Source organism: Streptomyces sp. CMB-StM0423 (genome assembly GCF_002847285.1).
Classification (GTDB): Bacteria; Actinomycetota; Actinomycetes; order Streptomycetales; family Streptomycetaceae; genus Streptomyces.
Genome location: NZ_CP025407.1, coordinates 7,159,963 through 7,176,603, shown reverse-complemented (window position 1 = coordinate 7,176,603; position 16,641 = coordinate 7,159,963). Strand labels below are relative to the sequence as shown.

Annotated in this window: 14 protein-coding genes; 1 reads left to right on the top strand and 13 read right to left on the bottom strand. The window is 73.9% G+C overall.

Annotated elements, in window-relative coordinates:
- The first annotated feature begins 81 nt into the window (after nucleotides 1-81).
- Nucleotides 82-591: a hypothetical protein gene (locus tag CXR04_RS31270; protein WP_101425562.1), complete on the top strand. Its 510-nt coding sequence runs from the start codon at nucleotides 82-84 to the stop codon at nucleotides 589-591.
- Nucleotides 592-660: 69 nt separating this feature from the next.
- Here CXR04_RS31270 and CXR04_RS31265 read toward each other — a convergent pair whose 3' ends face one another.
- From CXR04_RS31265 to CXR04_RS31205, 13 genes are all read right to left on the bottom strand, one after another.
- Nucleotides 661-2,793, bottom strand: coding sequence for a primosomal protein N' (locus CXR04_RS31265; protein WP_101425561.1), 2,133 nt, complete (start codon nucleotides 2,791-2,793; stop codon nucleotides 661-663).
- Nucleotides 2,794-2,899: 106 nt separating this feature from the next.
- The gene (metK, locus tag CXR04_RS31260) at nucleotides 2,900-4,111 is read right to left on the bottom strand and encodes a methionine adenosyltransferase (protein WP_101425560.1); all 1,212 of its coding nucleotides are present in this window, start codon (nucleotides 4,109-4,111) and stop codon (nucleotides 2,900-2,902) included.
- Nucleotides 4,112-4,329: 218 nt separating this feature from the next.
- Nucleotides 4,330-5,559 carry a bifunctional phosphopantothenoylcysteine decarboxylase/phosphopantothenate--cysteine ligase CoaBC gene (gene coaBC, locus CXR04_RS31255; protein WP_101425559.1) on the bottom strand — a complete coding sequence of 410 codons (1,230 nt, stop codon included), beginning with the start codon at nucleotides 5,557-5,559 and terminating at the stop codon, nucleotides 4,330-4,332.
- A gap of 89 nt (nucleotides 5,560-5,648) precedes the next feature.
- Nucleotides 5,649-5,921: a DNA-directed RNA polymerase subunit omega gene (gene rpoZ, locus CXR04_RS31250; RefSeq protein WP_018836705.1), complete on the bottom strand. Its 273-nt coding sequence runs from the start codon at nucleotides 5,919-5,921 to the stop codon at nucleotides 5,649-5,651.
- A gap of 31 nt (nucleotides 5,922-5,952) precedes the next feature.
- Complete coding sequence (gene gmk / locus CXR04_RS31245; RefSeq protein ID WP_101425558.1) at nucleotides 5,953-6,546, bottom strand: guanylate kinase; 594 nt, start codon at nucleotides 6,544-6,546, stop codon at nucleotides 5,953-5,955.
- A 38-nt stretch (nucleotides 6,547-6,584) separates the two neighbouring features.
- Entirely contained in the window at nucleotides 6,585-6,908 is a 324-nt protein-coding gene (locus CXR04_RS31240) for an integration host factor (RefSeq protein WP_018836707.1), read from the bottom strand.
- Between the two features lie 207 nt (nucleotides 6,909-7,115).
- Nucleotides 7,116-7,976 carry an orotidine-5'-phosphate decarboxylase gene (pyrF, locus tag CXR04_RS31235; RefSeq protein ID WP_101425557.1) on the bottom strand — a complete coding sequence of 287 codons (861 nt, stop codon included), beginning with the start codon at nucleotides 7,974-7,976 and terminating at the stop codon, nucleotides 7,116-7,118.
- Complete coding sequence (locus CXR04_RS31230) at nucleotides 7,973-9,142, bottom strand: quinone-dependent dihydroorotate dehydrogenase (protein WP_101425556.1); 1,170 nt, start codon at nucleotides 9,140-9,142, stop codon at nucleotides 7,973-7,975. Before CXR04_RS31230 ends, pyrF begins: the two co-directional genes overlap by 4 nt.
- Nucleotides 9,143-9,226: 84 nt before the next feature.
- Nucleotides 9,227-12,547, bottom strand: a complete 3,321-nt coding sequence (gene carB / locus CXR04_RS31225; RefSeq protein ID WP_101425555.1) for a carbamoyl-phosphate synthase large subunit — start codon at nucleotides 12,545-12,547, stop codon at nucleotides 9,227-9,229.
- The gene (gene carA / locus CXR04_RS31220; RefSeq protein ID WP_101425554.1) at nucleotides 12,540-13,709 is read right to left on the bottom strand and encodes a glutamine-hydrolyzing carbamoyl-phosphate synthase small subunit; all 1,170 of its coding nucleotides are present in this window, start codon (nucleotides 13,707-13,709) and stop codon (nucleotides 12,540-12,542) included. The genes carB and carA overlap by 8 nt, the downstream gene beginning before the upstream one ends.
- On the bottom strand, nucleotides 13,706-14,311 hold the full coding sequence (locus tag CXR04_RS31215) for a PH-like domain-containing protein (protein WP_101425553.1): 606 nt from the start codon (nucleotides 14,309-14,311) through the stop codon (nucleotides 13,706-13,708). The genes carA and CXR04_RS31215 overlap by 4 nt, the downstream gene beginning before the upstream one ends.
- On the bottom strand, nucleotides 14,308-15,603 hold the full coding sequence (locus CXR04_RS31210; protein ID WP_101425552.1) for a dihydroorotase: 1,296 nt from the start codon (nucleotides 15,601-15,603) through the stop codon (nucleotides 14,308-14,310). The genes CXR04_RS31215 and CXR04_RS31210 overlap by 4 nt, the downstream gene beginning before the upstream one ends.
- Entirely contained in the window at nucleotides 15,600-16,598 is a 999-nt protein-coding gene (locus CXR04_RS31205; protein ID WP_101425551.1) for an aspartate carbamoyltransferase catalytic subunit, read from the bottom strand. Before CXR04_RS31205 ends, CXR04_RS31210 begins: the two co-directional genes overlap by 4 nt.
- Between the last annotated feature and the right edge of the window lie 43 nt (nucleotides 16,599-16,641).

Genomic DNA, 16,641 nt, shown 5'->3' with positions numbered 1-16,641 from the left:
CTCAGTCAGGAAAGTGAAAAAAGACCGAAACGGGCCGCTGCGCGGCCCGATCCGAACGACGCCGGTTCGAGAGGCTTCTCCATGGCCGACCACGCAAGCCACGACGCCCAGGCGCGGGCGAGCCTGCAGCTCCTGGTGCGGGACATCGAAAGGGTGCGCAGGCAGGTCGACGCGCTGCGCACCCTCACCGCCCAGCTTGGCAACGTCTACCGCCCCCGGCGGACGGGCCCGTCCGCGGGCTTCGTCGTGTACGGGCGGGCCCCGGCGCCCACGGTGCGGCTCGCCCAGGAGCTGCGGGACAGCGTCGAGACACTGGTGACCGCGGCGGTCGACTTCGACCGCTCGCTCGGCTTCTCCTGGGACGCGGTGGGCTCGGCGCTGGGCGTCACCAAGCAGGCGGTCCACCGCCGCTACGGCACCCGCCGCGCGCAGCAGCCGCGCGAGGGCGGCTCCGCCGAGGCCGGGGGACCGCCTCCCGGCGAGTCCCGGCTGCCTTCGGGAACGCTCCCGGTCGTCCCGGCCGCCCGCCCGGCCCCGGGCACGGCCCCGCCGGCCCAGCAGACGGACGCGGTGGCGATCACGCAGTCCTGACACCGGCCGCCCGGCGCCCGGGATCCGTAAGCGAGCCCGTCCCCTGCCGTCCTGCACCCCGGCCGGAGCTCAGCCGATGTCCGGGGGGTCGATGCGGATGCGCAGGGGCGGGCCCGTGCGGCGGGCCATGCGGGACGCCTGCGCCGCCTTGAGGGCCGCCGCCAGGGCGGCTCCGTGGCCCGGCGGAACCCGTAGCAGCACCCGCTCCCACGACTCCCCCGGCGCCGGGCCGCCGCCCGCCGCGCCCCGCCCGCCCGGCGACTCCGGCACCGGCACCGGGCCCAGCACCTCCGTCGACGGCGGCAGCCCCGCGTCGCCGACGAACGCCGTGACCGCCTCCCCCGGTCCCCAGACCGCCGCCATCCGGGACACCGGCGGGAAGCCCAGCTCCGCGCGCTCCGCCAGCTCCGTGCCAGCGAACCCCGCCGGATCCCAGCGCACCAGGGCCTGCACCGGCCGCTGCGCCGGGTCCGCGACGACCGCCGCCACCCCGCCCGCCGCCGAGCCGCGGACCAGCGCCGCGGCGGTCAGCCAGCGCCGCAGCGCCTCCTCCCCGGCCCGCAGGTCCGGCCGGTTGAGCAGCGCCCAGCCGTCGAGCAGCAGCGCCGCCGCGTACCCGCCCTCAGCGACGGGCTCCGCGCCCGGCGTGCTCACGACCAGCGCCGGGGCGTCCGGCACCCGCGCCAGCACATGGTCACGCCCCGACGTGCGCACCGGCACCGACGGGAACGCCCGCCCCAGCTCCTCCGCCGTCCGCCGGGCACCGACGACCTGCGCGCGCAGCCGCGTACCGCCGCACTCGGGGCAGCGCCAGGCGTGCTCGCGCGTCGCGCACCAGCCGCACACCAGCGCCTCCCGGCGACCCTCGCCCACCAGCGGCCCCGCGCAGCGGGCGCAGCGCGCGGGCGCGCGGCAGCGGGCGCAGGCCAGCCGGGGCGCGTACCCGCGGCGGGGCACCTGCACCAGCACCGGACCGGCCCGCAGCCCCTCCCGCGCGACCTGCCAGGCGAGCGTCGGCAGCCGGGCGGCGCGGGCCGCCGCGTCGCGGGCCTGCTCGCTGTCGCCGACCGTGCGGACGAGCGGCGCGGCGGCCCGTACCGTCTCGCGGGGGGCGGCGACGGGCTGCGCCCAGCCGCTCTCCACGTAGCGGGCGGCTTCGACGCTGCACGCGTGGCCGCCGACGAGGAGCCCGGTGTGCTCGCGGGCCGCGCGCAGGGCCAGGATCTCGCGGGCGTGCGGCTGCGGGGCGCGGTCGTCGGCGTGGGAGGTGTCGGCGTCGTCCCAGATGGCGGCGAGCCCGAGGTCCCGTACGGGCGCGAAGGCGGCGGCCCGGGTGCCGACGACGCCGCGGACCGCGCCGCGGCTGACCGCGAGCCAGCGGCGGTAGCGCGCCTCGGGCCCGGCGTCGGCGGTGAGCAGCACGTGCCGGCCGCGGCCGACGAGGGCGGTCAGCGCCTCGTCGACGCGGGCGGCGGCGCGGCCGTCGGGGAGTACGGCGAGGGCGCCCCGGCCGGCGGCGAGGGCGGCGGCCAGCGCGCGGGCCAGCTCGTCGGGCCACTCAGGGCCCGGCAGCGCCGTCCACACCGCCCGCGGGGCGCCGCCTTCGGCCAGCGCGGCGAGCAGCCCGGGCCCGTTGGCGTAGCGCGCCCAGCTCCCGGCGTCGGGGGCGGGGGGCGGCGGGAGCGGTTCCGGCGAGGGCTTCTTCTCGGCCCGTGCCATCCGCGGCGGCAGCGCGAGCTGGACGACGTCGGCGAGGGCGCCGGCGTACCGGTCGGCGACGGCCTGGCACAGGTCCAGGAGCTGCGCGCCCAGGACGGGCTCGGGCGAGAGGACCTGGGCGAGAGGCGCGAGGGTGCCGGGGAAGTCGCTGTCGGCGCGGCGCTCGACCACGTACCCGTTGATCAGCCCGCCGCCCTCCCGGCGGCCCTCGCGCTCGCCGGCGCCGAAGCGGACGCGGACGCGCACGCCGGGGCGGGCTTCGGCGTCCATCGCGGCGGGCACCGCGTAGTCGAAGAGGCGGTCGAGGTGGAGCAGGCCCTTGTCGACCAGGACGCGGGCGACGGGCAGTTCCTCGGCGAGCGCGGCGCCGCGCCAGGTGCGCGGGCGGGCGCGGGAGCCCCTGGCCCTGCGCACGGTCTCCCGGATGAGGGCGAGCTGCTCCGCCCCCTCGGGTGCCGCCTCCCGGCCGTCGTCGCTGCTCACCCCTCCGTCCTACCAGACGCGACGGACACCCCGCCGGACGGCCGGAGGCCCCGGACCGCGGTCCGGGGCCTCGGGCTGTCCAGCGCGTGGGAAGCGAGGTACGCGCTCAGATGCCGGCGGCCTTGCGCAGCGCGTCGACGCGGTCGGTCCGCTCCCAGGTGAAGTCGGCCAGCGGGCGGCCGAAGTGGCCGTACGCGGCGGTCTGGGAGTAGATCGGGCGCAGCAGGTCCAGGTCGCGGATGAGCGCCGCCGGGCGGAGGTCGAAGACCTCGGAGATGGCGGTCTCGATCTTCTCGACGTCGACCGTCGCGGTGCCGAAGGTCTCGACGAAGAGCCCGACCGGCTCGGCCTTGCCGATCGCGTACGCCACCTGCACCTCGCAGCGCGAGGCCAGCCCGGCGGCCACGACGTTCTTGGCGACCCAGCGCATGGCGTACGCGGCGGAGCGGTCGACCTTGGAGGGGTCCTTGCCGGAGAAGGCGCCGCCGCCGTGCCGGGCCATGCCGCCGTAGGTGTCGATGATGATCTTGCGCCCGGTGAGCCCGGCGTCGCCCATCGGGCCGCCGATCTCGAACCGGCCGGTGGGGTTGACCAGCAGGCGGTAGCCCTCGGTGTCCAGCTTGATGCCGTCGTCGAGGAGGGCCTTCAGCTCCGGCTCCACGACGAACTCGCGGATGTCGGGCGTCAGCAGCGAGTCCAGGTCGATGTCGGAGGCATGCTGCGAGGAGACGACGACGGTGTCGAGCCGGGCCGCCTTGTCGCCGTTGTACTCGATGGTGACCTGCGTCTTGCCGTCGGGGCGCAGGTAGGGGATGGTCCCGTTCTTGCGGACCTCGCTGAGCCGGGCGGAGAGCCGGTGCGCCAGGTGGATGGGCAGCGGCATCAGCTCGGGCGTCTCGTCGCAGGCGTAGCCGAACATCAGGCCCTGGTCGCCGGCGCCCTGGAGGTCGAGGTCGTCGCCGCCGGAGCCCTCGACCCGGCTCTCGTACGCGGTGTCCACACCCTGGGCGATGTCCGGCGACTGGGCGCCGATGGACACCGAGACGCCGCAGGAGGCGCCGTCGAAGCCCTTCTTCGACGAGTCGTACCCGATCTCCAGGATCTTGTTCCGCACGAGGGTCGCGATGTCCGCGTAACCGGAGGTGGTCACCTCGCCGGCCACGTGCACCTGGCCGGTGGTGATCAGGGTCTCGACGGCGACGCGGGAGTGCGGGTCGTCCTTGAGCAGGGCGTCGAGGATGGCGTCGCTGATCTGGTCAGCGATCTTGTCGGGGTGGCCCTCGGTAACGGACTCCGAGGTGAATAGACGGCGGGACACATTGCTCCCCACGGTTGCAGCGGCTGCTGGCTGATCGGTTGCGGAACCCGGGCCGGGCGCTTCCGGGACGGGCCCGCGGGCCATTTTATCCGGCAGTCCCGCTCAGGGGACAACCCGTCTCGGTCCCTGGATGCCCGTTGACCTGGGGAACAGCAGGTTCCCGCAGGAGTTCCCCCGGAAAGCAGCAATAATCTGCCGGAGTGTCGGCCGGAGGCGGCTCAGCCGAGCCGTTCCACGACGAGGTCCCACACCACGTCGGCCAGCGCTTCCTTGGGCCCGAACGGCACGGGCACCTCGTGCCCGTCGGCGGTGAGCACCACGGCTTCGTTGCCGTCGGAGCCGAACGCCTTGGTCTCGCCCACCTCGTTGACGACGAGCAGGTCACAGCCCTTACGGGCGAGCTTGGCGCGGCCGTTGGCGAGCACGTCGTCGGTCTCGGCGGCGAAGCCGACGACGACCTGCCCCGGGCGCGGCCGGGCGGCGGAGATCCCGGCGAGGATGTCGGGGTTGCGGGTGAGGGTGATCGGGTCCGGCTCGCGGTCGTCCTTCTTCTTGATCTTGCCGCTGGCGTACGTCACCGGGCGGAAGTCGGCGACGGCGGCGGCCATGACGATGGCGTCGGCGTCGGCCGCGGCCTTCACCACGGCCTCCTGGAGCTCCACGGCGGTGCCCACGCGCACGATGCCGGCGCCCGCGGGGTCGGGCAGCGCGGTGTTCGCGGCCAGCAGCGTGACCCGGGCGCCGCGGGCGACGGCGGTACGGGCCAGGGCGTACCCCTGGAGCCCGGACGAGCGGTTGCCCAGGAAGCGCACGGGGTCCAGCGGCTCGCGGGTGCCGCCCGCGCTGACGACGACGTGCCGCCCGGCGAGGTCGGGGGCCAGCCCGCCGGCGCCGCGGGCGAGCGCGCGGCGGCAGACCTCGAAGATCTCCGCCGGCTCCGGCAGCCGGCCCTTGCCGGTGTCGGCGCCGGTGAGCCGGCCGACGGCGGGCTCGATGACGACGGCGCCGCGGGCCCGCAGCGTGGCCACGTTGGCCTGGGTGGCGGGGTGCTCCCACATCTCGGTGTGCATGGCCGGTGCGAAGACGACCGGGCAGGAGGCGGTGAGCAGGGTGTTCGTCAGCAGGTCGTCGGCCAGGCCGTGGGCGGCCTTGGCGAGCACGTCGGCGGTGGCGGGGGCGACGACCACGAGGTCGGCCCGCCGGCCGATCCGCACGTGCGGGACCTCGTGCACGTCCGCCCAGGTCTCGGTGGCGGCGGGGCGGCCGGAGAGCGCCGCCCAGGTGGCCTCGCCGACGAAGTGCAGCGCGGCGGCCGTGGGCACCGCCCGTACCGCATGGCCCGACTCGGTGAAGAGCCGCAGCAGCTCGCACGCCTTGTACGCCGCGATGCCGCCGCTGACGCCCAGCACCACCTCGGCCGGGGCCGCTGCCTTCGCCGCTTCCGCCATGTCCCGCTCCCCACCGCTCGTCGTCTCCACCCCCATGACACACCACGGGCCCGGCAGCCGCGCTGCCGGGCCCGGTGGATGAGGGATGCCTACTGCGCGGGGCCCTCGGTGGCCTCGGAGGTCAGCAGACCCGCGTTGATCTCGCGGAGCGCGATGGACAGCGGCTTCTCGTGCACGTGGGTGTCCACCAGCGGGCCGACATACTCCAGCAGGCCCTCGCCGAGCTGGGAGTAGTACGCGTTGATCTGCCGCGCGCGCTTCGCCGCGTAGATCACGAGGCTGTACTTGGAGTCGGTCGCCTCAAGCAGCTCGTCGATCGGCGGGTTGATGATGCCCTCGGGCGCGGTGATGGGAGAGGACAACCTATCCAGCCTTCCAGTGGAACTTCACGAATCAAACCTGCATCAAGGCTAGCAGCTCGGCGGAGACGTCCTCGACGGAGGTGTTGACAAGGGTCGAGTCGAACTCCTCCTCGGCCGCCAGCTCGGTCCGCGCCGCGGCCAGCCGGCGCTCGATGACCTCCGGCGGCTCGGTGCCGCGCCCGGTGAGCCGGCGGACCAGCTCGTCCCAGCTCGGCGGGGCGAGGAAGACCAGCATCGCGTCGGGCATGCTCTCCCGGACCAGCCGCGCACCCTGGAGGTCGATCTCCAGCAGCACCGGCTCGCCGGCGTCCAGCCGCTCCAGCACGGGCCCGCGCGGGGTGCCGTACCGGTTGCCGGAGAACTCCGCCCACTCCAGCAGCTCGCCGTTGGCGACGAGCTTGTCGAACTCGTCGTCGCTGACGAAGAAGTACTGGACGCCGTGCCGCTCGCCGGGGCGCGGTCTGCGGGTCGTCGCGGAGACCGAGAGCCACACCTCGGGATGGACCTTGCGCAGATGCGCGACGACCGTGCTCTTGCCGACCCCGGAGGGGCCGGAGAGCACGGTCAGCCGCGGACGATCTGCCGGCGGGACGGGGGCCGCCCCCCGGGAGAAGGCTGTACTCATGCAGCGATTATCCCGGTTTCCGGGAGTGCCTCGGAACGTCAGGAACCGGTGCTGCCGAACTCGCGCTCCAGCGAGGCGATCTGGTTGGAGCCCAGACCGCGCACCCGACGGCTCTCGGAGATGCCGAGACGCTCCATGATCTGCTTGGCGCGCACCTTGCCCACGCCGGGCATGGACTCAAGCAGGGCGGAGACCTTCATCTTGCCGATGACGTCGTTCTCCTGGCCCTGCTTGATGACGTCGTGCAGGGAAGCGCCGGAGTGCTTCAGCCGATTCTTGACCTCGGCGCGCTCCCGGCGAGCCGCTGCGGCCTTCTCGAGCGCGGCTGCGCGCTGTTCAGGGGTAAGGGGCGGAAGAGCCACGCCTACGTCACCTCGGATGTCGAACTAATCGGATATGGAACGGTGTGGAACCTAGTGGCCCCGCACCTGCGGAGCAACGAGCAACGCGCTGGCGCCCGCGCTCTGATGACGGAGACTAGCGGCCGAGAACGCGCCAGTCAGCGAGAACAGACGAAAAGTCCTGGTCAGACTCAAGTTCCGCGGCAAGTTCTGGGTATATGACCCGGTTTATGGGTATACGTTCCGTACGTCATCGGCCAATTGTTCGGCCGCCGCCCGCAGCCTCGCGCTATCCGGTCCGTGCGCCAGCACCGACCGGCTTGCGCTGGGCAGGACTTGGGGCAGCACGGCGCCGAAGACCCGCGGGAGGTCGGCGGGCGCGGCGCCCTGGGCGCCGATGCCGGGGGCCAGCAGCGGGCCGTTGACGGCCAGCTCGGCGCCGGCTTCGGCGAGGGTGGCGCCGACGACGGCGCCGACCGAACCGAGCGGCTCGGCACCGCGGTTCTCGGCGGCGATGTGGTCCAGCATCGTCTGCGCGACGGTTCGTGCGCCGTGCGCGCCGTGCACGGCGGCGCGCTGCACCTCGACGCCCTCCGGGTTGGAGGTGAGCGTGACGACGAAGAGGCCGGCGCCTGCGGCGTGGGCGGCGTCCAGCGCCGGGCGCAGCGACTCGTACCCGAGATAGGGGGTGACGGTCAGCGCGTCGGAGCGCAGCGGGGCGTCCTTGCCGAGGTACGCGGCGGCGTAGCCGCCCATCGTCGAGCCGATGTCGCCGCGCTTGGCGTCCATGAGGACCAGCGCCCCGGCCGCCCGCGCCGCCGCGACGGCCTTCTCCAGCACGGCGACGCCGCGGGAGCCGAAGCGCTCGAAGAACGCGGACTGCGGCTTGAGCACCGCGACGCGGTCGGCCAGCGCCTCGACGGCGGTCATCGCGAACCGCTCCAGACCCGCCGGGTCGTCCGGCAGCCCCCAGCGGGCCAGCAGGGCGGCGTGCGGGTCGATGCCGACGCACAGCGGGCCGCGGGCGGCCGTCGCCCGGTGCAGCCGGCTACCGAAGGGCTCGGGGGGCTCGGCGGGCTCGGGGGTCATGCGGTCGCCTTCCTGACGTCGGCGCCGACGGCGTCGGCGAGGGTGGCGTACGGGGACGCGGCCAGCAGCTCCGCCAGGCCGCGGTGGATCCTGCGGGGCCACAGCGGGCCCTCGTAGACGAAGGCGCTGTAGCCCTGGACGAGGGTGGCGCCGGCGAGGATCCGCTCCCAGGCGTGCGCGGCGGTCTCGATGCCGCCGGCGCCGACGAGCACGATCCCGTTCTCGCCGGGCGCGCCCACGCGCGCGTAGAGGCGGCGCAGCACCTCCAGGGAGCGCCGCCGCAGCGGCGCCCCTGACAGGCCGCCGGCGCCGATGGACTCGACCCGGGCGCGGGCGGTGACGAGGCCCTCGCGGGCGATGGTGGTGTTGGTGGCGATGATGCCGTCGAGGCCCAGCTCCAGGGCCAGGTCGGCGACCGCGTCGACGTCCTCGTCCGCGAGGTCGGGGGCGATCTTGACCAGCAGCGGCACGCGCCCGTGGGTGCCCGGCGCGGCGGCCCTGGCGGTGTCGCCCGCGACCCGGTCGGCGGCGGCGCGGACCGCTTCGAGCAGCGGGCGCAGGTGCGCGACGGCCTGGAGGTCGCGAAGTCCCGGGGTGTTGGGCGAGGAGACGTTGACGACGAGGTAGTCGGCGTGTCCCGCGAGCCGTTCCGCGGAGGTGACGTAGTCGGCGATGGCACCCGATTCGGGGACGGCCTTGGTCTTGCCGATGTTGACGCCGACGACGGCGTTGGGCCGGTACGGGGTGCGCTGCCCGTACCGGCGGCGGGCCAGGCGGGCGGCGACGGCGGCGGAGCCGTCGTTGTTGAAGCCCATCCGGTTGACCAGGGCCCGGTCCGGGATCAGCCGGAAGAGCCGGGTCGGCTCGTTGCCCGGCTGGGCGGTTGCGGTCACGGTGCCGACCTCGACGAAGTCGAAGCCGAGCATGGTCAGTCCGTCGATGCCGACCGCGTTCTTGTCGAAGCCCGCGGCGAGCCCGAAGGGGCCGGGGAAGTCGATGCCGAGCGCGTGGACGCGGAGTTCGGGGTGGCGGGGGGCCGCGGTGACGCGGACGGCGCTGCGCACGCCCGGTGCGGCCGCAGCGCTGCGGATGGCCGCGAACGCCAGGCGGTGGGCCCGCTCGGAGTCCAGCCGGGAGAGGACGCTGTGGAAGAGCAAGGGGTACATGAGGGACCTTCGGCTGCTTCGGGTGCCGTGCCCCCGCAGGACCGGTGGGGACCGGCGGGGGCACGGGACGACTCGGGGCGGCGGCTAGCGGGCGCGGGCCTCGGTGAGGTGCCCGGCGTGCTCCTGCAGGGAGCGCACCCCCACCTCGCCGCGGGTCAGCGCCTCGATGCCCTGGACGGCGGCGGCCAGCGCCTGGACGGTCGTCAGGCACGGCACGCCGCGGGCGACGGCGGCGGTACGGATGTCGTAGCCGTCGAGCCGGCCGCCGGTGCCGTACGGCGTGTTGACGATGAGGTCGACGGCGCCGTCGTGGATCAACTGCACGATCGTGCGCTCGCCGTCGGGGCCCGGGCCCTGCGAGTGCTTGCGTACGACGGTCGCGGCGATGCCGTTGCGCCTGAGCACCTCCGCGGTGCCGGAGGTGGCCAGCAGCTCGAAGCCGTGCTGGACCAGCTCACGGGCCGGGAAGACCATCGAGCGCTTGTCCCGGTTGGCGACCGAGACGAACGCGCGGCCCCGGGTGGGCAGCGCGCCGTACGCGGCGGCCTGCGACTTGGCGTACGCCGTGCCGAAGAGGCTGTCGATGCCCATGACCTCGCCGGTGGAGCGCATCTCCGGGCCGAGCACGGTGTCGACGCCCCGGCCGCGGATGTCGCGGAAGCGCGTCCACGGCAGCACGGCCTCCTTCACCGAGATCGGCGCGTCCAGCGGCAGCGTGCCGCCGTCGCCGGTGGCCGGCAGCATGCCCTCCGCGCGCAGCTCGGCGACGGTGGCGCCGAGCGAGATGCGGGCGGCGGCCTTGGCCAGCGGGACGGCGGTGGCCTTGGAGGTGAAGGGGACGGTGCGCGAGGCGCGCGGGTTGGCCTCCAGCACGTAGAGGATGTCCCCGGCGAGCGCGAACTGGATGTTGATCAGCCCGCGGACGCCGACGCCGCGCGCGATGGCCTCGGTGGAGGCGCGCAGCCGCTTGATGTCGTGTCCGCCGAGGGTGATGGGGGGCAGGGCGCAGGCGGAGTCGCCGGAGTGGATGCCGGCTTCCTCGATGTGCTCCATGACGCCGCCGAGGTACAGCTCCTGGCCGTCGTAGAGCGCGTCGACGTCGATCTCGATGGTGTCGTCGAGGAACCGGTCGACGAGCACGGGGTGTTCGGAGATGAGCCCGGCGTGCCGCTCCAGATACGAGGCCAGCGACGGCTCGTCGTAGACGATCTCCATGCCGCGCCCGCCGAGCACGTACGACGGCCGCACCATGACCGGGTAGCCGATCCCGGCGGCGATCGTCTTGGCCTCGGCGAAGGAGAACGCGGTGCCGTACTTGGGCGCCGGCAGCCCCGCCTCGGCGAGCACGCGGCCGAACGCGCCGCGGTCCTCGGCGGCGTGGATCGCCTCCGGCGACGTGCCCACGACGGGCACGCCGTTGTCCTTCAGCGCCTGCGCGAGCCCCAGCGGGGTCTGCCCGCCCAACTGCACCAGGACGCCGGCGACCGGGCCCGCCTGGGTCTCGGCGTGCACGACCTCCAGCACGTCTTCGAGCGTCAGCGGCTCGAAGTACAGCCGGTCGGAGGTGTCGTAGTCGGTGGAGACGGTCTCCGGGTTGCAGTTGACCATCACGGTCTCGTAGCCCGCCTCGCCGAGGGCGAAGGAGGCGTGGACGCAGGAGTAGTCGAACTCGATGCCCTGGCCGATGCGGTTGGGCCCGGAGCCGAGGATGATCACCGCGGGCCGCTCACGCGGGGCGACCTCGGTCTCCTCGTCGTACGAGGAGTAGAGGTACGGGGTACGGGCCGCGAACTCGGCGGCGCAGGTGTCGACGGTCTTGTACACCGGGCGTACGCCCAGCGCGTGCCGCACCTCGCGCACCACGTCCTCGCGCAGCCCGCGTACGCCGGCGATCTGGGCGTCGGAGAAGCCGTGGCGCTTGGCGTACGCGAGCAGGTCCGGGCCGAGGTGGTCGGCGGCGGCCAGCTCGTCGGCGACCTCCTTGATCAGGAAGAACTGGTCGACGAACCACGGGTCGATCCGCGTCGCCTCGTGCACCTCCGCCTCGGTGGCGCCGGCCCGGATGGCGGCCATCACGGTGTTCAGCCGGCCGTCCGTGGGCACGGCGGCCTTCTCCAGCAGCGCGGCCTTCTCGCCGGGACCCGGCGGCGGACCGGCGAAGTCGAAGGGGGCGTCCTTCTTCTCGACCGAGCGCAGCGCCTTGTTCAGCGCCTCGGTGAAGTTGCGGCCGATGGCCATGGCCTCGCCGACCGACTTCATCGTGGTGGTGAGCGTCGCGTCGGCGGCGGGGAACTTCTCGAAGGCGAAGCGGGGCACCTTCACCACCACGTAGTCGAGCGTGGGCTCGAAGGACGCGGGGGTCTCGCGGGTGATGTCGTTGGGGATCTCGTCCAGGGTGTAGCCCACGGCCAGCTTCGCGGCGATCTTGGCGATCGGGAAGCCGGTGGCCTTGGAGGCGAGCGCCGAGGAGCGGGAGACGCGCGGGTTCATCTCGATGACGACGACCCGGCCGTCCGCCGGGTCGACCGCGAACTGGATGTTGCAGCCGCCGGTGTCGACGCCGACCTCGCGGATGACGGCGATGCCGATGTCGCGCAGGATCTGGTACTCACGGTCGGTGAGCGTCATCGACGGGGCGACGGTCACGGAGTCGCCGGTGTGTACGCCCATGGGGTCGAGGTTCTCGATGGAGCAGACGACCACGACGTTGTCGTGCTTGTCGCGCATCAGCTCCAGCTCGTACTCCTTCCACCCGAGGATGGACTCCTCCAGCAGCACCTCGGTCGTCGGCGAGAGCGCGAGCCCCTGGCCGGCGATGCGGCGCAGCTCCTCCTCGTCGTGCGCGAAGCCGGAGCCGGCGCCGCCCATGGTGAAGGAGGGCCGGACGACCACGGGGTAGCCCCCGAGCCCGTCGACGCCCGCCAGCACCTCGTCCATCGTGTGGCAGATCACCGAGCGCGCGGACTCGCCGTGCCCGGTCTTGCGGCGGACCTCGGCGACGACCTCCTTGAACTGCTCGCGGTCCTCGCCCTTCTGGATGGCCTCGACGTTGGCGCCGATCAGCTCCACGCCGTACTTCTCCAGCACCCCGGAATCGTGCAGCGAGACCGCGGTGTTGAGCGCGGTCTGCCCGCCGAGGGTGGGCAGCAGGGCGTCGGGGCGCTCGCGCGCGATGATCTTCTCGACGAACTCGGGGGTGATCGGCTCGACGTACGTGGCGTCGGCGATCTCCGGGTCGGTCATGATCGTCGCCGGGTTGGAGTTGACGAGGATCACGCGCAGGCCCTCGGCCCTGAGCACGCGGCACGCCTGGGTGCCGGAGTAGTCGAACTCGGCGGCCTGGCCGATGACGATCGGGCCCGAGCCGATGACCAGGACGGACCGGATATCGGTGCGCTTAGGCACGCTGGGCTCCCTGTGCTGGCGGTGCTGTCTGTGCCGTCTGAGCGGCCATGAGCTGGACGAAGCGGTCGAAGAGGTACGCGGCGTCGTGCGGCCCGGCGGCCGCCTCGGGGTGGTACTGGACGGAGAACGCCGGCCGGTCCAGCAGCCGCAGTCCCTCGACCACCCGGTCGTTGAGGCACACGTGGCTGACTTCGGCGCGCCCGTACGGGGTGTCGGTGATCTCGTCCAGGGGGGCGTCCACGGCGAAGCCGTGGTTGTGCGCGGTGACCTCGACGCGGCCCGTGGTGCGGTCCTGGACTGGCTGGTTGATGCCGCGGTGGCCGTACTTCAGCTTGTACGTGCCGAAGCCCAGGGCGCGGCCGAGGAGCTGGTTGCCGAAGCAGATGCCGAACAGCGGCGTGCCGCGCTCCAGCACCGCGCGGACCACGGTGAGGTCGGCGGCGGCCGGGTCGCCGGGCCCGTTGGAGAGGAACACGCCGTCGGGCCCGACCGCGTAGACCTCCTCGACCGTGGCGGTGGCCGGCAGCACGTGCACCTCGATGCCGCGCTCGGCCATGTGCCGCGGCGTCATGCCCTTGATGCCGAGGTCGAGCGCGGCGACGGTGAAGCGCTTCGCGCCGATCGCGGGGACGACGTACGGCTCGTCGGTGGCGACCTCGGGCGCGAGGTCCGCGCCCTTCATCTGCTTCTGCACCCGCACCCTGGCGAGCATCGCGTCCGGGTCCGCGACCCGGTCGCCGGAGAAGATCCCGACGCGCATGGCGCCGCGCTCGCGCAGGTGCCGGGTGATCGCCCGGGTGTCGACGCCGGAGATCCCGACGACGCCCTGGCGGCGCAGCTCCTCGTCGAGGGAGCGGGTGGCGCGCCAACTGGAGGGGACGCGGGCGGGGTCGCGCACGACGTAGCCGGAGACCCAGATGCGGGCGGACTCGGCGTCCTCGTCGTTGACGCCGGTGTTGCCGACGTGCGGGGCGGTCATGACGACGACCTGGCGGTGGTACGAGGGGTCGGTCAGGGTCTCCTGGTAGCCGGTCATGCCGGTGGAGAACACGGCTTCGCCGAAGGTCTCCCCCGTCGCTCCGTAGGCGCGGCCGCGGAAGCTGCGGCCGTCTTCGAGGACGAGTACGGCGGGGCTGTCCTGGCCGCGGTGGGATGCGGTCATCGTGTGCCTTCCGTGGTGGTGCTGTCTGCGGTGCTCGCGGCGGCGTCGGCGGGAGCGTTCTCGGTCGTCGGGGCGCCGAGCGCCGCCACCCAGGCGGCGTGCTCGGCGGCGTGGTCTGAGCGGAATCCGGAGTCGTACTCCGCGCCCCCGTGGGCCCAGGTGACCACCAGCAGCCCGCCCTCGGTGAGGACCTTGCCCGCGATGGCCTTGTCGAGCCGGGCGCCGCGCAGGTGCGCGGCGGGAACGAAGAAGTCCGCGGCCCCCGGGCGTACGACCGCCAGGCCCCGCTCGGTGAGGGTCAGCTCGACGCGGCTGCGTACGCCGAGGCCGTGGGCGACGATGCGGTCGAGCCACTGCCCGGCGGCGGTCGTGCCGTGGTAGCGGCCGGTCAGCTCCAGCCGTACCGGACCGGTCTCTTCGGGAATCGGGGGCAGGTCCGGAATGCCGGACTGGAGCTGGCCGCGCCACTTCCAGCCCTCGCGCATCAGCCAGTAGACGAGCGCGGTGAAGAGGATCAGGCCGACGACCCAGCCGATGCGCGCCGCCCAGTCGGTCACCGGCTGCGACCGCGGCTCCTCGGCGAGCAGGGTGGCGAGCCTCATACGGGCTCACCCCCGGCGAGGGTGGCCCGGCCGCGCAGGAAGGTGTGCGTGACCCGTCCTGGCAGCTCGCGGCCCGCGTACGGGGTGTTGCGGCTGCGGGAGACGAAGCTGTGCGGATCCACCCGCCCACGGTAGGCCGGATCGAGCAGGGTGAGGTTGGCGGGCTCGCCGGGGGCGACGGGGCGGCCGTGGCCGTCGAGGCGGCCGATGGCGGCGGGGCGGAAGGACATCCGGTCGGCGACGCCCGGCCAGTCGAGCAGCCCGGTGTCGACCATCGTCTGCTGCACGACGGACAGCGCCGTCTCCAGGCCGACCATGCCCATGGCGGCGGCGGCCCACTCGCAGTCCTTGTCCTCCTGCGGGTGCGGGGCGTGGTCGGTGGCGACGCAGTCGATGGTGCCGTCGGCCAGCGCCTCGCGCAGCGCGCGTACGTCGGTCTCGGTGCGCAGCGGCGGGTTGACCTTGTAGACGGGGTCGTAGGAGCGGACCAGCTCGTCGGTGAGCAGCAGGTGGTGCGGCGTGACCTCGGCGGTGACCCGCCAGCCCTTGGACTTCGCCCAGCGCACGATCTCCACCGAGCCGGCGGTGGACAGGTGGCAGATGTGCACCCGGGAGTCGACGTGGGCGGCGAGCAGCACGTCCCTGGCGATGACCGACTCCTCGGCGGCGGCGGGCCAGCCGCCGAGGCCCAGCTCGGCGGAGACGACGCCCTCGTTCATCTGGGCGCCCTCGGTCAGCCGCGGCTCCTGCGCGTGCTGCGCGACGACGCCGTCGAACGCCTTCACGTACTCCAGCGCCCTGCGCATGATCACGGCGTCGTCCACGCACTTGCCGTCGTCGGAGAAGACCACGACGCCGGCCGCCGACTCGTGCATGGCGCCCAGCTCGGCGAGCTGCTTGCCCTCCAGGCCCACGGTGACGGCGCCGACCGGTTGCACGTCGCAGTAGCCGGACTCGCGGCCGAGCCGCCAGACCTGCTCCACGACGCCGGCGGTGTCGGCGACGGGGAAGGTGTTGGCCATCGCGTGGACGGCGGTGAAGCCGCCCTTCGCGGCTGCACGGGTGCCGGTCAGGACGGTCTCGGAGTCCTCGCGGCCGGGCTCGCGCAGGTGGGTGTGGAGGTCGACCAGGCCGGGCAGCAGGATGTGCCCCGCGGCCTCGACCACCTCGGCGCCTTCGGCCGCCAGCGCCACGCCGGGCTCGGCGACCTCGGCGATCGTCTCGCCGTCGATCAGGACGTCCCGGGCCTCGCCGCCGAGGAGCTTCGCGCCGCGGATCAGGGTCTTGCTCATCGGTCGGTCTCCTCGGTGCGTGCGGTGGTCGGGGCGGTCGTGGCGGCAGCGGGGGCCTCGCCCGGTGCGCCGCCGAGCAGCAGGTAGAGCACGGCCATGCGGATGGAGACGCCGTTGGCGACCTGCTCGACGGCGGTGCAGCGGGGCGAGTCGGCGACCTCGGCGGTGATCTCCATGCCGCGGTTCATCGGGCCCGGGTGCATGACGAGGGCGTGCTCGGGCATGCGCGCCATCCGGTCGCCGTCGAGGCCGTAGCGGCGGGCGTACTCCCGCTCGGTGGGGAAGAACGCGGCGTTCATCCGCTCCCGCTGGACCCGCAGCATCATCACGCCGTCGGACTTCGGCAGCACGGCGTCCAGGTCGTACGAGACCTCGCACGGCCAGCTCTCCACGCCGACCGGCACCAGCGTGGGCGGGGCGACCAGGGTGACCTCGGCCCCGAGGGTGTGCAGCAGCAGCACGTTCGAGCGGGCGACCCGGCTGTGCAGGATGTCGCCGACGACCGTGATCCGGCGGCCGTCGAGCCCGCCACCGGTGCCGGGCGCCAGGTGGCGGCGCATGGTGAAGGCGTCGAGGAGCGCCTGCGTGGGGTGCTCGTGGGTGCCGTCGCCTGCGTTGACGACGGAGCCGTTGATCCAGCCGGAGGTGGCCAGCCGGTGCGGGGCGCCGGAGTCGTGGTGGCGGATGACGACGGCGTCGGCGCCCATGGCCTCCAGGGTCAGGGCGGTGTCCTTCAGGGACTCGCCCTTGGAGACCGACGAGCCCTTGGCGGAGAAGTTGATGACGTCGGCGGAGAGCCGCTTGGCGGCGGCTTCGAAGGAGATGCGGGTGCGGGTGGAGTCCTCGTAGAAGAGGTTGACCACGGTGCGGCCGCGCAGGGTGGGCAGTTTCTTGATGGGCCGGTCCGCGATCCGGGCCAGCTCCTCGGCGGTGTCGAGGATCAGCACGGCGTCGTCGCGGGACAGGTCGGCGGCCGAGATGAGATGGCGCTTCACTGGGTGCTCCGGGGTGTCGTGGGTACGGCGGGTCGCGCGCCGC

Excerpts from the sequence above, each read along its gene's own strand:
- CXR04_RS31270 (WP_101425562.1), top strand. The coding sequence starts at position 82 with ATGGCCGACCACGCAAGCCACGACGCCCAGGCGCGGGCGAGCCTGCAG.
- coaBC (WP_101425559.1), bottom strand. The coding sequence starts at position 5,559 with ATGGCGGAAGCGGCGAAGGCAGCGGCCCCGGCCGAGGTGGTGCTGGGC.
- gmk (WP_101425558.1), bottom strand. The coding sequence starts at position 6,546 with ATGAGTACAGCCTTCTCCCGGGGGGCGGCCCCCGTCCCGCCGGCAGAT.
- pyrF (WP_101425557.1), bottom strand. The coding sequence starts at position 7,976 with ATGACCCCCGAGCCCGCCGAGCCCCCCGAGCCCTTCGGTAGCCGGCTG.
- CXR04_RS31230 (WP_101425556.1), bottom strand. The coding sequence starts at position 9,142 with ATGTACCCCTTGCTCTTCCACAGCGTCCTCTCCCGGCTGGACTCCGAG.
- carA (WP_101425554.1), bottom strand. The coding sequence starts at position 13,709 with ATGACCGCATCCCACCGCGGCCAGGACAGCCCCGCCGTACTCGTCCTC.
- CXR04_RS31215 (WP_101425553.1), bottom strand. The coding sequence starts at position 14,311 with ATGAGGCTCGCCACCCTGCTCGCCGAGGAGCCGCGGTCGCAGCCGGTG.
- CXR04_RS31210 (WP_101425552.1), bottom strand. The coding sequence starts at position 15,603 with ATGAGCAAGACCCTGATCCGCGGCGCGAAGCTCCTCGGCGGCGAGGCC.